We start from the raw sequence: 14328 nt of genomic DNA, 5'->3' as shown, positions 1-14328 counted from the left end.
ATTTCTGCCAGCCTGCGCGCATGGCCCTCAACGCAGTCCTGGGCGTGGACATCGGCACCTCCAGCAGCAAGGGCGTCCTGGTCGCACCGGACGGCACGCTGCTGCGCTCCGCCGTCCGCGAGCACACCGTCGACCGGCCGGCGCCCGGGCACGTGGAGATGGACGCCGACACCTGGTGGAACGAGTTCGTCTCGCTCTCCCGCGAGCTGACCGCACCCGGCGACGCCGAGGTGGTCGCCGTCGGGCTCAGCGGCATGGGCCCCTGCGTCCTGCTCACCGACGCCGACGACACCCCGCTGCGCCCGGCGATCCTCTACGGCGTCGACACCCGCTCCGTCGACCAGATCGCGCGGCTCGAGAAGGAACTGGGCGTCGAGCGGATCCGGGCCCGCTGCGGCTCACAGCTCTCCAGCCAGGCGGCAGGACCCAAGGTCGCCTGGGTCGCCGAGGAGGAACCGGAGCTGTACGCCCGCGCCCGCCGCCTCTACATGCCCAGCTCCTGGCTGGCCCGCAAGCTCACCGGCGCCTACGTCCTCGACCACCACTCGGCGAGCCAGGCCACGCCGCTCTACGACATCCACGCGCTGGACTGGTACGCGCCGTGGGCCGCGCGCGTCGCACCCGGTCTGGAACTCCCGCCGCTGCGCTGGTCCGGCGAGGCGGCCGGCTCGGTCACCGCCGAGGCGGCCCGGGAGACCGGGCTGCGCCAGGGCGTTCCCGTCACCACCGGGACCGTCGACGCCTGGGCCGAGGCCCTGAGCGTCGGGGCACACCAGGTGGGCGACCTCATGCTGATGTACGGCACGACGATGTTCCTCGTCCACACCGTGCCCGAGCCGCTCACCGACCCGGCGCTGTGGAGCACCCTCGGAGCCCTGCCCGGCACCCGCAACCTCGCGGGCGGCATGGCCACCTCGGGCGCCGTCACCGGCTGGCTGCGCGACCTGTTCGGCGACACCGACTACGCCGGGCTCCTCCGGCTGGCCGAGCTCTCCGGGCCCGGCGCGGGCGGACTGCTGATGCTCCCGTACTTCGCGGGGGAGCGCACCCCGGTCATGGACCCGCACGCGCGCGGCGTCATCGCGGGGCTGACCCTCTCGCACACCCGGGGCGACCTCTACCGGGCGGCTCTGGAGGCGACCGCCTACGCCGTCCGGCACAACATCGAGGCCCTGCGGGCGGCGGGCGGCGACATCCGCCGGGTCGTCGCGGTGGGCGGCGGCACCCAGGGCGGCCTGTGGACCCGCATCGTCTCCGATGTCACCGGCCGGTCCCAGGAGTTGCGCGCGACCTCCATCGGCGCCGCCTACGGGGGTGCGCTGCTCGCCGCGCAACTCGTCGGTGACGCCTCGATCGACGACTGGAACCCCGTGCGGGAAGTCGTCACGCCCCAGCCGGAGACCGCCGCCCGGTACGACGAGCTCTACGGCCTCTACCGCGCCTTGTACCCGGCCACGGCCGGGACGGTCCACGCCCTCGCCGCCCACCAGAACCGCTGACGGGCCCGCCTTCGGATCTGACCCGGCCGGGGGCCGGGCAGCGCCCTGCCGCCGTCGCCGGGGCGCGTACGTCATCCGCCGGCTCCGTGCTCGGCAAGCGGGCCGATGCCCCAGCCCGCCTCACGGCAGCGCGCCACCAGGTAGGGGAGGGCCGCCAGCGTCACGTGCCAGGACCCCGGGGCGCTGTTGCGGTCGCTGTCGTGCAGCAGGACGGTCGCGCCACCGGTGAGCCGTTTGCACAGGTCGCTGAGCACGCTGTCGGTGTCGGCGCGGGCCTGCCAGTCGCGGCCCCAGGCCGTCCACAGCACCGGCCGCAGTCCCAGTCGCCGCGCGGCGTGCCAGCGGGTGGCGGTCAGCACGCCGAACGGCGGCCGGTACCAGCGGGGTTCGGCGCCCGTGGTCTCCCGCAGGGCGCGGACGGCCCGCTCCAGATCCCTGCGCTCGGCGACGGGGCGCGGCAGCCACGGCGGCTGGTGTTCCCAGCAGTGCACGGCCAGCTCGTGGCCCGCGGCGGCCATGGCCCGCACGAGAGCGGGGTGGCGGCGCACGGCGGCGCCCTGGAGGAAGAACGTCGCGCGGACGCCCAGGTGGTCGAGTTCGCGCAGGAAGTGCGGGGTGGAGCGGGCATCGGGGCCGTCGTCGAACGTCAGGGCGACATGCCGCGGGCTGCCCCGCCCGTCCAGCGCGGGAAAGAGGGCGGAGCGGACCGGCGGCAGCCAGGTCGCGGCCGGGACGATGTGCCAGGCGGCCGCCGCCACGGACGCCGCCGCCGCTGCCAGGAGAGCGCGGCGGCGCCTCACCACATGCCCTTTCGGCTCTCCCCGCCGCCGGTGTCTCCCGCCACGGCGGGCGAGCGGGCGAGCTGGACGCTGCCCAGGCTGATCAGCGCGAGGGCGACCAGTTCGGGCACCACGAGCCATCCCAGCGTCAGCCGCTCGTCGAACAGGGTGGCGCCCAGCACCACGCTCAAGAACGCGTCGCCCAGCGTCAGCGCGGGCTGCGAGGCCACCAGCGTGCCCGCGTGCAGCGTCAGTTGCAGCAGCAGGAACCCGGCCACCCCCGCGACCACCACCCCGTAGGTCTGCCACGCCGTCAGCAGCCTGACGAGCCCGTCGTCGGCGAGCCGCGAGATCGCGTCCTTCATCAGCGCGGCCGTCACCCCGAACAGCACGGCCGTCGCCGATCCCAGTACGGTCGCCCGCGGGGCCGAAGGCAGCCGGAAGGCGACCACGACCAGCGCCGCCACCAGCGCCGCCACCAGGGGTGCCGCCACCAGCCACCGGCCGTCGGGGACGGACGCCTTGCCGCCCGAGGGCCACACCAGCGCCAGCAGCGCGGCCAGCCCCACGACCATCGCGACGAACGCACCCCACGCCCGGCGTCCCGGGCGCTGCCGGAAGAGCAGGCTGCCCAGCATCAGAGTGAACAGCAGTTCGGTCGTCATCACCGGCTGCACCACGGCCAGCGGCCCGGTCGCCAGCGCCCCCGCCTGGCACACACCCGACGCCACCAGCGTCACCGCACCCCACAACCACACCGGGCGGCGCAGCAGATGCGGCAGCCACGACAGCCGCCGCCCGGACGGGCCGGGCCCCTCGACGGCCGCCGCCCGCCGCTGCAACACCGAAGCGGCGGCGTTACCCAGCGCCGCGAGCAGCGCCAGCACGAGAGAGAGCGCCGTCCACCACACGCGCGCCCTACCCGAAGCGCTGGGCGAGCGAGCGGAACACGCCGGGCGCCGCGCCGTGCAACCAGGCCGGCATCGCCATCCAGGACGGTACGTACGCGTTGGGGCGGCCCGTACGCAGCGCCCGGCAGACGGCCCCGGCGACCCGCGTGGCGGGCACCGGCCTGGGACGGTCGCGGTCGTAGGGCGTACCCCGGCGCTGGAAGAACGGCGTCTCGACCGCACCGGGGAGCACCATCGAGACCCGCACCCCGCTGGGTGCCAGCTCGTAGCGGAGGCTGTCGGCGAACGTGGTCAGACCGGCCTTCGTCGCGGCGTACACCGCCTCGCCGCGTACCCCGACGCTGCCGGCTACCGAGCCGATGAGGACCACACGGCCGCAGCGCCGCTCCACCATCCCCGGCAGTACCAGCCGCACCAGGTGCAGCGTGGCGTTCAGGTTGACGGAGAGCAGAGCGTCGATGTCCTGCGCGGGCATCGCCGTGAACGGCCCTGCCCAGCCGAGACCCGCGCCCGCCACCAGCGCGTCCACCCGGCCGCAGTGGACCTGCGCCTCCTCCGCGAGCCGCTCGCGTGCCCGCGGATCGGCGAGATCGGCGGGGAGCGGCACGCCGCCCGTACGGGCGGCGACGTCCTCCAGGCGCTGCCCGTCCCGCCCGTTGAGCAGCAGCCGCCAGCGCCCGTCGGCGGCCAGCCGCTCGGCGACGGCCGTACCGATGCCGGAGGAGGCGCCGGTCACCAGCGCCACCGGGCGGCGGCCCCCGTCCCCGCCCCTGGCGCGCGGACGCGGCCGTGCCTGTTCCGGCGGGTGCGCCTGCTCGGGCGCGTACGTGTGAGCGGCGGACGACGAAGGAGCCGAGGGCGAGGGGGACTCGGCCGGCGGAGAGACGGGTGGTGAGGGCACGGGCGACGAGGAGGGGGACGGGGGTGACGTGGGCGGCCGGGGGGCCGCGCCGGGCGGTTGCGCGCTGTCGAGGGGAGGTGCCTGACGGCGGTCGGATCTGCCGAGCCTGTCGAACACGAGACGCCTCCGGTGAGCAGTACGGACCGCGACGGGCGCCGCCGACCTGGGGCGGGACACAGGCGGGCCCTGGATCCAGCATGCTGGCAACCGGTCGGCGCACCCGTCCGGAGCCGTGCCCCGGCCCGGCCGAACCACCTGTTCGGCTCTCCCGGCCCGAGCCCCTCGCGCGCCGGGGACCGCCGCGCGGCAGGTGGCCGCGGCACCGACCGAGTGTCGGTACCGCGCCGCCCGGAAGCGAACAGCACACTGGTGGACGGGTGACCACGCACCCCGTCCGCGGCGCGTGCGGGGCCCCTCGCGGAACCCGGGGCGGCATCCCGGCCCGTACCGCCTCCGGTCACGCCCGACCCGGCCTCCGACGACCTCTGGAGTCCCATGCCGCACCGCTTCCTGCTGCTGAGCGCCGGCATGGGCGCGGGGCACGACGCGGTCGCCCACGAACTCGCGCACCGGCTGCGGGCGCGCGGACACCACACCGCCGTCCGGGACATCCTCACGCTGCTGCCCGCGGGCACAGGGCGGGCGCTGCGCACCGGCTACCGTGCCACCGTCCGCCACCTGCCCGGCCTCTACGGCGCGGTGTACGCCGGTTTCCTGGCGACGGGCCCCGCGGCACCGGGCCCGCGCCCCAGCAGTGCTCCACTGGCGGCGCTCGCCGAACGGCCGCTGCTGCGGACCGTCGCCCGGTGGCGCCCCGACGTCGTCGTGCCGACCTTCCACCTGTGCGCCCAGGTGACCGGACGGCTGCGGGCCCGGGGGGCGCTGTCCGCGCCCGCCGCCGTCGTCGTGGTCGACTTCGCCGTCCACCGAGGCTGGCTGCATCACGGAAACGACCTGCACCTGTGCGTCACCGAGGGCGCCGCCCGCCAGGTGCGGGCCGCCACCGGGCGCCGCGCGTACACCACAGGGCCCGTGGTGCCCGCGGACTTCTTCGCCCCCGCCGACCCCGACAGCCACTGGCGGACCCTGCTCGCCCGGCATACCGCCGCCTCACCCGTACGGGGCGCGGGGCCCGCGAGACGGCCCGCCGTGCTGCTCTCCACCGGGGCCTGGGGGGTCGGCACCCGACTCCTGGAGACGGCGCGACACCTGACGGACCACGGCTGCCTGCCCGTGCTGCTGTGCGGCAACGACGAGGGTCTGCGCCGCCGCGCCGCGGGCCAACTGGGCCTGCTGCCACTCGGCTGGGTGACCGATCTGCCCGAGCTGATGGCCGTCGCCGACGTGCTGCTCGACAACGCCGCCGGGCAGACCGCCGCGCAGGCACTGGCCGCCGGGCTGCCCGTGGTGGGCCATCGGCCGCTGCCGGGGCACTCCGTGGCCGGAGTACGGGCCATGGCGCAGGCCGGGCTCTCGCGCCACGCGCACGGAGCGGGGGAACCCGCCATGACCGTACGGGCGCTGGCGGCCCCGGGCCCCGTCCGCTCCGGGCAGATCGCGGCCGCACGAGCCGCCTTCCGCGCGGACCCCGCGGTGGAACTGGAGCGGCTCGCGGCGGCGCCCGGGACCCGAGGGCGCTGATACCCGCGCCAGGCCGGGGAGGAGACGGACCGGTCGGGGAGGGGGCGGGCCGAGCGGGCGACGGGCCGGTCGGCGGAGAGCCCCGCGGCTGTCCGGGACGGACTGCTCGTGATCTTGGCCCGAAGCCCCCCTATCCGATTCCTTGATCAACTCCTACTGTGTCAGCTGTCCACCCGTCACTTTCCGAACAAACACGACCACTTAACGACCCCGAACGGTCATGGAAGAGCCATGTCCGGCTCCGGGTGCCGTGAACGCCCCGAACGGAGAACGCGACGACCGTGTCCCTTTCCGAGCCCCTCACCCTCGACCCCACCGGCAGCGATCACCACGGTGAACACCGGACGCTGCGTGCGCGAGGCCCGGCGACCCGGGTCGACGTCCTCGGCGTCACCGCCTGGTCCGTGTCCGACCCCGCGCTGCTGAAGAAGCTGCTGACAGGACCCGACGTCTCCAAGGACGGCCGGCAGCACTGGCCGCGGTTCGCCGAGACGGTGGCCACGTGGCCGCTCGCGCTCTGGGTCGCCGCCGAGAACATGTTCACCTCCTACGGCGGCGACCACCGCAGGCTCCGCCGTATGGTCGCGCCGTCCTTCAGCGCCCGGCGGGTCGCCGCGCTCGGCGAGCGCGTCGAGCGCATGGTCGACGACCTGCTCGACGCACTGGCCGCCACCCCCGACGGGCAGGCCGCCGACCTGCGCGAGGCTCTGTGCTACCCGCTGCCCATCCGGGTGATCAGCGATCTGATGGGGGTCCCGGAGACGCGCCGCGAGGGCTTCCGCGAGCTGGTCGACAACGTCTTCTCCACCACGCTCACCCCCGAGGAGGCCGCGGCCAACACCGTCAAGCTCTACGAGGCGCTGGACGCGCTCATCGTCGAGAAGCGGGAACACCCCGGCGACGACATGACCTCCCTCCTGATCGCCGCACGGGACGAGGAGGGGGACGGCTCCGCGCTGTCGGAGACCGAACTGCGCGACACGCTGCTGCTGATGATCAGCGCGGGCTACGAGACGACCGTCAACCTCCTCGATCAGGCCATCACCGCGCTGCTGACCCACCCCGAGCAGCTGGCGCACGTCCGTGAGGGGCGTGCGACCTGGACCGACGTGGTGGAGGAGACCCTCCGCTACGAGCCCGCCGTCAAGCACCTGCCGCTGCGGTTCGCCGTGCGGGACATACCACTGGCCGACGGGCAGGTGATCAACAAGGGCGACGCGATCCTGCCCTCCTACGCGGCCGCCAACCGTCACCCCGACTGGCACGGGGAGAGCGCCGACTCCTTCGAGCTGACCCGCTCCGCGCCAGGACCCGAACACCTCGCCTTCGGATACGGCGCCCACTTCTGTCTGGGCGCACCGCTCGCCCGGCTGGAGGGGACGACGGCGCTGGAGAAGTTCTTCGCCCGCTTCCCCGACGCCGAACTGGGCGTCCCCGTCACAAAGCTGCGCCCGGTGCCGTCCCTGATCACCAACGGGCACCAGACCCTGCCGGTGGTGCTGCGCCCCGCCGGGTGACGCCCACAGGTCTTGGCGGCGGTGGCCGGCGCGTGCCGCCGCAGGGCGGTACGCGCCGGCCACCGGTCACTGCCGTGGCCGGGTCCTCCTTCTCGCTCCGGCCGACCTTGGTGCCGAGCGTGTCGGCCCGTGCGGAGAACTCCGTCTCCGTCGGGCCCGGTATCGGCGAGGTGACCGTCACGTCCGTGCCCGCGAGCCGGGTGCTGCCGGCGGGTCAGGTGTGGATGGCCAGCTTGAACTGCGCGTGCACGAGGTGGCGCGGACGGCCGTCGTTGTGTGCCACCCGAATCGCCAACGGCACGTGAGGATGGACGAACAACTCGTGATGCTTGGTGAAGCACTGCATACCGGGGGAGGGACGCCGGTGGTCCGTCGCCGTCGTGTTCACCGGATCGTCCGACAGGCCGAGTGGATCGCGGACGATCTGGTCGCGTAACTCACTGTAGTCACCGGCCTCCCACTGGATCATCGCCGTCAGCGCGCCCCAGCCGTCGACCGAGGGCCAGATCAGCCCCGAGCGGTCGTCACCACGCCAGTCCGTGACCTCCTCACCGTCCGGCTGCCGCACCTGGTGCATGCCCTCGGCGTCGTAGGACTCACCGCCCCCGAACGGAAACCGCACCACGTGGTAGTCGCCGTCGGCGGCGAATCTCTGACGCTCGTTCAGTATCAGAGAGCAGACGGGTATCGGCATCGGCTCGCTCCTTCCTCGACGTCACCGGCCCGCCGCCCCGAGACGGCGGGCACCTGCCGCGCGGAGACCAGGATGCGCCGCCGGCAGCACCTGTGGCGATGGGTCCGACACCCCTCGCTCCCCGCGTGCCGCCCGTGCGAGCGCTCAGGTGCTCCCCTCTCGCTCTTGTACGGAATCCAGGACGTCCTGGGCGGGCATCCAGTCGGCCCGCAGCACGGCGAACCCCGCGCGCTCGTACGCGGCGCACACCTGTGTGCCGTCGTCCACCACGAGCGCGACGGTGTGCTCCCCGGCCGGCCGCCGGCCGCCTTCGACATCGAGCCGGCCGAGGAGCCCGGGCTGGGCGTGGAGCCGACCCTCACCCACGACGGCTGCACCTCGGCCGGCTCCAGGATGCTCGAGGGCGTCAGCGGCGGCCGGACGCGGGCAGGGGGGTCGTCTCGCACCCCTGCCCCGTCACGCCCGCCCTCGACGCTTTGCCACACCGCCCCGCCTGCGCGTGTGCCTGCGGGGAGGCACGCTGTCAGCTCGTGCCCGCCTCCGGGAGGCACGCCGTCGGCTCGCGCGCCGTCGGCTCAGGCGCCGGAGGCGGTGAGCTCTCTTTCCTCGGCGGCCCGTGCGGCGAACGGGCACTGCCAGTCCTCCGGCTTCGGGCGGCCCGAGTAGCGGCGCGCCTCGGAGAGTTCCTCGTACTCGTACAGGTTCGGGTTGATGTCGCCCTGCAACTTGATGTCCTGCTTGCGTATCTTCTCCGCGAGCCGGTCCCACATGCCGGCGCCCTTGATCTGCCCGAACTGCTCGTGGGAGTTGAAGGCCAGCATCGGGAAAGGAGGCCGCCTGCCCCAGCGCCGGTGCGTCTCGTGCAGGCCGATGACGAAGAAGGGATGGCCGGCCACGCTGAAGGCGAACTTCGAGGACTGCGGGTCGGTGGAGTAGCCCTCGGCCCAGCGATGGGACTCCGCGTCGTGCTCGTGCAGCCATTGCAGCTGCTGCCACAGAAGTTCCTCGAACCGCAGCTCGTCCACTCCGCGTGGCTGCTCGAACGTCGCGATGAAACTGGTGAACGTGCGGGCGCTCCAGTCCGCCGACGTCACGAACTCCTCCAGATCCAGCGCCAGCAGCCGGGCGGAATCCGGGCCTCCCAGCGTCTCGTAGTGCCGGTGCGTGATGCCGCCCCGGCGCCAGGCGGAGCGCCCGGCCAGGCAGGAGAACCGGTCTCCCAGGATGAACTCCTCGACCTCGCGACGTGCGTCCGCCGTCACGGCCAGCCTTGCTTCCAACTACGTGCCTCCTCCTCGAGGGGAGATCATCTCCTTCGTGTACGCGTCAGCGCCGACCCCGGTGCGCGCGTGCGCGCGCGGCTCACGCGCGTCCGGGCAGGACCGGGCGCGCCGCGGGAACGGGGAAGGTCGCCCGGTGATTGTGACGGGCGGCTGCCGATCAACGAAATCCGGGGTCGCCTAGTGCTGTCCTGTGTGCTGATCCGATGGCCTCACCTGCGGTTACCTCGTTCCGATGGCCGTCGGGAGGGACATGGGACGGGCGGCGGTCCCACGCCGGTCGAGGACACCGGCACCTGGCTTCACGGAAGCTGACGAAACCGACAGCTTCGGCCCTGGAGTCCTGGCTCGGACGCCGGCCGCGTCGTTCTCAGGTCCTCGTCGCATCGCGGCAGCCCCTCGAGCTAAGAGGGCTGCGTCGCCGACGATCGCCTGCCCGCGCTCACTGGTGAAGCCGAGAGCCGTACTCGCCCGGGGCAGCCCTGTGAGAACCGGTCCGTTGACGATCCGTAGCAGTGCGCGCGCGGCGGCCCCGGGCGAGGTGTGTCCGAGCCCGACACCCGGGCCTCCTCGTGGTGTCCGCACCACCGTTCAGACGGCGGACCAGCCGTCGTCGACGGGCAGCACCGCGCCGTTGACGAAGCTCGCCGCGTCGGAGGCGAGGTAGACGAGGGCGGCGGCCTGTTCCTCGGCGGTGCCCAGCCGTCCGATGGTGGCGCCGATCAGCCCGCCGACGAGTGCCGGTCCGTGCGCCCCGGCGGCGGCGTCGACCTGGATGCCGGTGGCGGTGGGGCCCGGCGCGATGGCGTTGGCGCGGATGCCCTGACCGCGGTACATGACGGCGAGGTTCTTCACGAGCCCCACCACGCCGTGTTTGGAGGCGGTGTAGGCGGCTCCCGCCGCGCCGCCGCGCAGGCCCGCCTCTGAGGCGGTGAAAAGAACGGCGCCGCGCCCCGCGGCGAGCATGTGGGGCAGGGCGGCACGGGTCAGCAGGAACGGAGCGGTCAGGTTGACGCGCAGCACCTGCTCCCACTCCGTGTCGTCCGTCTCGCCCAGCGCGGACATCCGGTCCATGATCCCGGCGTTGTTGACCAGGACGTCGAGACCGCCGTACCGCGTCACCGTCTGCTCGACGAGCGCGTCCACCACCTGCTGGCCGCTCAGGTCACCGACGACCGTCAGCGCCTCTCCGCCGGCCTCTTCCACCTCCTGCGCCGTACTGCCGGCACCGGCCGCGTCGAGGTCCGCGAGGGCGACCTTCGCCCCCTCGTGGGCGAACCGCAGCGCCGCCGCCCGTCCGATGCCGGACGCGGCGCCGGTGACGACGACGCTGCGGCCGGCCAGTCCTGTGGTGCTCATGGAGTCTCCTGATCACTTCGATGGGTGCGGTGCCGCGTCTCCAACGGCCGCCGCACCAAGGGCCGCTGCACGGAGGGCAGTGCGGAGGGCCGCTACTCGGACGGCCGCCGTCCGGAGGGCCGCTCCTTCGTCGGGCCGGGGCGGCGCGGGGTGAGGCGGATGACGGTTCCCTCGCCGTCGGCGGACAGCAGGAGGGAGCCGTCGGGAGCGGCGGTCAGGCCCGCGAAGGGGCGCGGCAGGCCCGGCATACCGTGCGTGAACAGGGCGGGGTCCGGGCGCGGCCCCCCACCGGGCGGCAGGCCGACCGGCAGGTCCTCGGCCTCGGTGCGCACCGCGTCACCGGAGACGAGGGAGACCGAACGCAGCCTCCGAGTTCCGGTCTCCACCCAGTACAGCTCCTCGTCCAGGACCGTCAGCCCCTGCGGTGCGTCGAGCCCCTCGACGACCACCTCGACACCTTCTCCGGTCTCCTGCCGGACGATCCGCAGGACCGCGCCGCGCACCTCGTCGGTGACGTAACAGCGCCCCTCCGCGTCGTGGGCCACGTCCACGGGCCGGTCGAACCCCTCGGCCAGGACACCGACCGTGTCGTCACCGGCGATGGCGAGCACCCGCCCCGCGCCGCTCTCCGCGACGACGAGACCGCCGTCCGGGCCGACGGTGATGCCGGTCGGCCGGTCCAGACCGCTCGCCCGCACCCGGGTCGTCCCGCGCTCGGGATCGTGGGTGCGCACCTGGCCGTACTGGGAGGTGAGGTGGAGCAGACGCCCGTCGGAGACCAGGCCGTGGGCGAACGTCAGCAGCGCACGGGTGGCCGCGCCGGACGGTGCCGCCTCGAAGCGGGCCTCGCGGCCGGGCACTTCCCGGGCGGCGTCGGGGCGCCCGGGTTCGGCCAGCCGGTAGTGGTCGGCCGCGTACACCGTGCCCTTCAGATCGACGGTCACCCCGTAGGGGCCGTCGAGTCCCCGGGGAACCAGGGTGCGGGTACGGCCGTCGGGGAGGAGTTCGGTGATGCCGCCGCTGGCGAAGCTGGAGACGTACATCCGGTTCTCCGCGTCGAACGCGGCGTTGTCCAGTCCCGTGATCCCGCTGGTGACCAGCGAGCGACCGCCGGTCGTGTGCAGGTCGATCCTGGTGACGAGACCGGCCTCGCCCCGGGAGAGCACGTGCATGACGCCGCCGAGGTCGAAGCGGACCGCGACCGGCTCGTGCACGTCCTCGGCGACCAGCTGCGGCTCGCCGCCGTCCGGCGCGATGCGCCAGACCTGCCCGGTCACCATGTGCGGGTAGTACAGGTGCCCGTCGGGCCCCCGCTGCATGGCGTTGCCCAGCGCCAGCCCGTCGGTGAGCACGACCGGGTCGCCGCCGTCGGGGAACAGCTCCCACAGACGGCCGCACGGGCGCATCTCGTTGACGAAGAGCCGGTCGCCGACGCAGGTGATGCCGTTGGGCACCTTCACCTGGTCGCTGACGAGGCTGTACGCGCCGCCGGGGCTGCGCCGCCACACCCTGCCGGGTACCAGGTCCGCGATGTACATGGAGCCGTCCGCGCCGAAGGCCAGGTCGTCGGGGGAGTGGACAGGTCCTCCCATCGGCACGACGACCTCGACCTCGCCGCTCGCCAGGTCGACGGCGCTGATCTGCCCGGCGAGGAACTGGGCGACGTGGAGCCGGCCGTCGGGACCGAACGCGACACCGTTGGAGCCCCACAGCGGGTTGGGCGAGCCCAGCCTCGTGGCCGACCACAGACCGCTCGTCGCCGGTCCGTGCCCCGTGTCGCCGTAGCGGCTCGGCACCGCGCCGGTCGCGGCCGCCTCCTCCGCGCGCCCCTCCCGCCTCACTCGGGCCCACCCAGCACCTCGTCCATGCCGCCGTCGGCGCGCCACTGGCGCAGCAGGGCGTGGAAGGCCACGGGACCGTCCCCGAACGACTGGCTCCGCTGCCTGGGCATCCCCTCGTTGTTGTAGTAGCCGGGCGTGCACTCGGCCTGGAACGCGTACAGGTCGGCTGCCTTCTCCCTGATGGTGGCGACCCACGCCTCCTCGGCCTCGCGGGTGGGCTCCACACGGCGGGCGCCCCGCTCGCGCGCCGCGGCGACGACCTCGGCCACGTGGCAGGCCTGCTCGTCGAGTACGTGGGTGAAGTTGACGGCGCTGGCGTTTTGCAGCGGCCCCAGCTGGAAGAGGTTCGGGAAGCCGTGGCTGTAGAAGCCGTGCAGGGTGCGCGGGCCGTCGCGCCACGCGTCGGTGAGGGCGATCCCGTCCCGCCCGCGGACCGCCAGGCGCCCGGAGAGGATGCCGGAGACGCCGACGTCGAATCCCGTGGCGAAGACGATGCAGTCGACCTCGAAGGCGTGCTCACCCACCACCACGGCGTTGTCGGTGACGCGTTCGACGCCGTGGGTGTCGGCGGTGTCGACGAGCGTCACGTTCGGCCGGTTGAAGGTCTGGAGATAGGCGTCGCTGAACGTGGGCCGCTTGCACATGTAGCGGTACCAGGGCTTGAGGACTTCGGCCGTCGCCGGGTCCTCCACCAGGTCGGACACCCGGTCGCGGATCTCGTTCATCTTCTCGAAGTCGGCGAGTTCGTAGGCGCGCTCCCGCACCCGCGGCGGCACCCTGCGGTGGTCGCGGCTGGGGATGAGCTTCTGCTGGAGGCGCGCGGTGTGGGTCCAGCCGTCGTCGACCAGGTCCTGCCCCGCCTGCCCTCCGGTGACGAGCGTGAGGAAGTTCTCCCTGCGGCGGTGCTGCCAGCCAGGCGTCAGCGCGGCCGCCCAGGCGGGGTCGGTGGGCCGGTTGTCGCGGACGTCGACCGAGGAGGGGGTGCGCTGGAAGACGTACACGTGCCCGGCGTCGGCGCCCAGGTGCGGCACGCACTGGATGGCGGTCGCTCCGGTTCCGATGACGGCGACGCGCTTGTCGGCCAGCCGGTGCAGGTTCCCGCCCGCGTCGCCGCCGGTGTAGGCGTAGTCCCAGCGGCTGGTGTGGAAGGTGTGTCCCTTGAACGTCTCGATGCCGGGGATGCCGGGGAGCTTGGCCTCGCTGAGCGTGCCGCTGGCCGTCACCACGTACCGGGCGCGTATCCGGTCGCCGCGGTCGGTGACGACCAGCCATTCGGCCTCGGCCTCGTCCCAGTGCAGTGCGGTGACCTGGGTGCGGAAACAGGCGTCCCGGTAGAGGTCGAAGGTCCGCGCGATCGCACGGGCGTGCTGCCGTATCTCCTCGCCCGGCGCGTACTTCCACCGCGGGACGTAGCCGACCTCCTCCAGCAGCGGAAGGTAGACGTAGGACTCGATGTCGCAGTGGATACCGGGATAGCGGTTCCAGTACCACGTGCCGCCGAAGTCCGAGCCCTTCTCGACGATCCGGATCGACTTGAGACCGGCCTGGCGCAGCCGCGCCCCCGCCAGCAGCCCCCCGAAGCCGCCGCCGACGACCAGCGCCTCCACCCGGTCGTGCAGCGCCTCGCGCAAGGACGGGCCGTCCGCGTACGGGTCGTCGGCGTAGAAACCGAACTCGCCCTCGGCGCGCCGGTACTGGCCGCGCCCCTCGGGCCGCACCCGCCGGTCGCGCTCGGCACGGTAGCGGGCCCGCACCTCCTCGATGTCGAAACCGAGTCCGTCCGGCTCGGGCCAGGTGTCCGGCTCCGGCCAGGTCCCGGGGAGGGGGCCCGTCTCGTCCGGGTCCGTGACGGCGGGTGATCCCGAACCGTGGGGGGTGGGCATGCGTGTGCTCTTTCTCTTCGGGT

General features: G+C 73.7%; 12 protein-coding genes. 3 read left to right on the top strand and 9 right to left on the bottom strand.

Annotated features, from left to right (window positions below; all coding sequences use genetic code 11):
• The first annotated feature begins 20 nt into the window (after positions 1-20).
• Complete coding sequence (locus DQ392_RS07040) at positions 21-1499, top strand: FGGY-family carbohydrate kinase (protein ID WP_114014631.1); 1479 nt, start codon at positions 21-23, stop codon at positions 1497-1499.
• Positions 1500-1570: 71 nt separating this feature from the next.
• Here DQ392_RS07040 and DQ392_RS07035 read toward each other — a convergent pair whose 3' ends face one another.
• From DQ392_RS07035 to DQ392_RS07025, 3 genes are read right to left on the bottom strand one after another with little or no spacing between them, the layout of a single operon-like run.
• Complete coding sequence (locus tag DQ392_RS07035; RefSeq protein WP_114014751.1) at positions 1571-2299, bottom strand: polysaccharide deacetylase family protein; 729 nt, start codon at positions 2297-2299, stop codon at positions 1571-1573.
• Entirely contained in the window at positions 2296-3189 is an 894-nt protein-coding gene (locus tag DQ392_RS07030; RefSeq protein WP_114014630.1) for a DMT family transporter, read from the bottom strand. Before DQ392_RS07030 ends, DQ392_RS07035 begins: the two co-directional genes overlap by 4 nt.
• Positions 3190-3196: 7 nt before the next feature.
• On the bottom strand, positions 3197-3934 hold the full coding sequence (locus tag DQ392_RS07025; RefSeq protein ID WP_114014629.1) for an SDR family NAD(P)-dependent oxidoreductase: 738 nt from the start codon (positions 3932-3934) through the stop codon (positions 3197-3199).
• Between the two features lie 651 nt (positions 3935-4585).
• Between DQ392_RS07025 and DQ392_RS07020 the strand changes: the two genes are divergently transcribed.
• Together DQ392_RS07020 and DQ392_RS07015 are read left to right on the top strand one after the other, a co-directional pair.
• Positions 4586-5731, top strand: a complete 1146-nt coding sequence (locus DQ392_RS07020) for an MGDG synthase family glycosyltransferase (RefSeq protein WP_114014628.1) — start codon at positions 4586-4588, stop codon at positions 5729-5731.
• Between the two features lie 281 nt (positions 5732-6012).
• Positions 6013-7248, top strand: coding sequence for a cytochrome P450 family protein (locus DQ392_RS07015; RefSeq protein WP_114014627.1), 1236 nt, complete (start codon positions 6013-6015; stop codon positions 7246-7248).
• A 214-nt stretch (positions 7249-7462) separates the two neighbouring features.
• Here DQ392_RS07015 and DQ392_RS07010 read toward each other — a convergent pair whose 3' ends face one another.
• The 6 genes from DQ392_RS07010 to DQ392_RS06985 all read right to left on the bottom strand — a co-directional run bounded on the left by DQ392_RS07010 (position 7463) and on the right by DQ392_RS06985 (position 14305).
• Entirely contained in the window at positions 7463-7942 is a 480-nt protein-coding gene (locus DQ392_RS07010) for a hypothetical protein (RefSeq protein WP_114014626.1), read from the bottom strand.
• Positions 7943-8086: 144 nt separating this feature from the next.
• Positions 8087-8308 carry an HAD family hydrolase gene (locus DQ392_RS34325; RefSeq protein ID WP_181856314.1) on the bottom strand — a complete coding sequence of 74 codons (222 nt, stop codon included), beginning with the start codon at positions 8306-8308 and terminating at the stop codon, positions 8087-8089.
• Positions 8309-8517: 209 nt separating this feature from the next.
• Positions 8518-9222 carry a guanitoxin biosynthesis heme-dependent pre-guanitoxin N-hydroxylase GntA gene (gntA, locus tag DQ392_RS07000; protein ID WP_220182596.1) on the bottom strand — a complete coding sequence of 235 codons (705 nt, stop codon included), beginning with the start codon at positions 9220-9222 and terminating at the stop codon, positions 8518-8520.
• A gap of 591 nt (positions 9223-9813) precedes the next feature.
• A complete protein-coding gene (locus DQ392_RS06995) occupies positions 9814-10581 on the bottom strand; it encodes an SDR family NAD(P)-dependent oxidoreductase (protein WP_114014624.1) in 768 nt (255 codons plus the stop codon).
• A 92-nt stretch (positions 10582-10673) separates the two neighbouring features.
• Complete coding sequence (locus tag DQ392_RS06990; RefSeq protein WP_425470494.1) at positions 10674-12422, bottom strand: hypothetical protein; 1749 nt, start codon at positions 12420-12422, stop codon at positions 10674-10676.
• Positions 12419-14305: a flavin-containing monooxygenase gene (locus DQ392_RS06985; RefSeq protein ID WP_114014623.1), complete on the bottom strand. Its 1887-nt coding sequence runs from the start codon at positions 14303-14305 to the stop codon at positions 12419-12421. Before DQ392_RS06985 ends, DQ392_RS06990 begins: the two co-directional genes overlap by 4 nt.
• Positions 14306-14328 lie beyond the last annotated feature (23 nt).

The sequence above is a fragment of the Streptomyces reniochalinae genome (assembly GCF_003323735.1).
GTDB classification, from domain to species: domain Bacteria; phylum Actinomycetota; class Actinomycetes; order Streptomycetales; family Streptomycetaceae; genus Streptomyces; species Streptomyces reniochalinae.
This window is presented reverse-complemented; position numbering and strand designations above follow the sequence as displayed.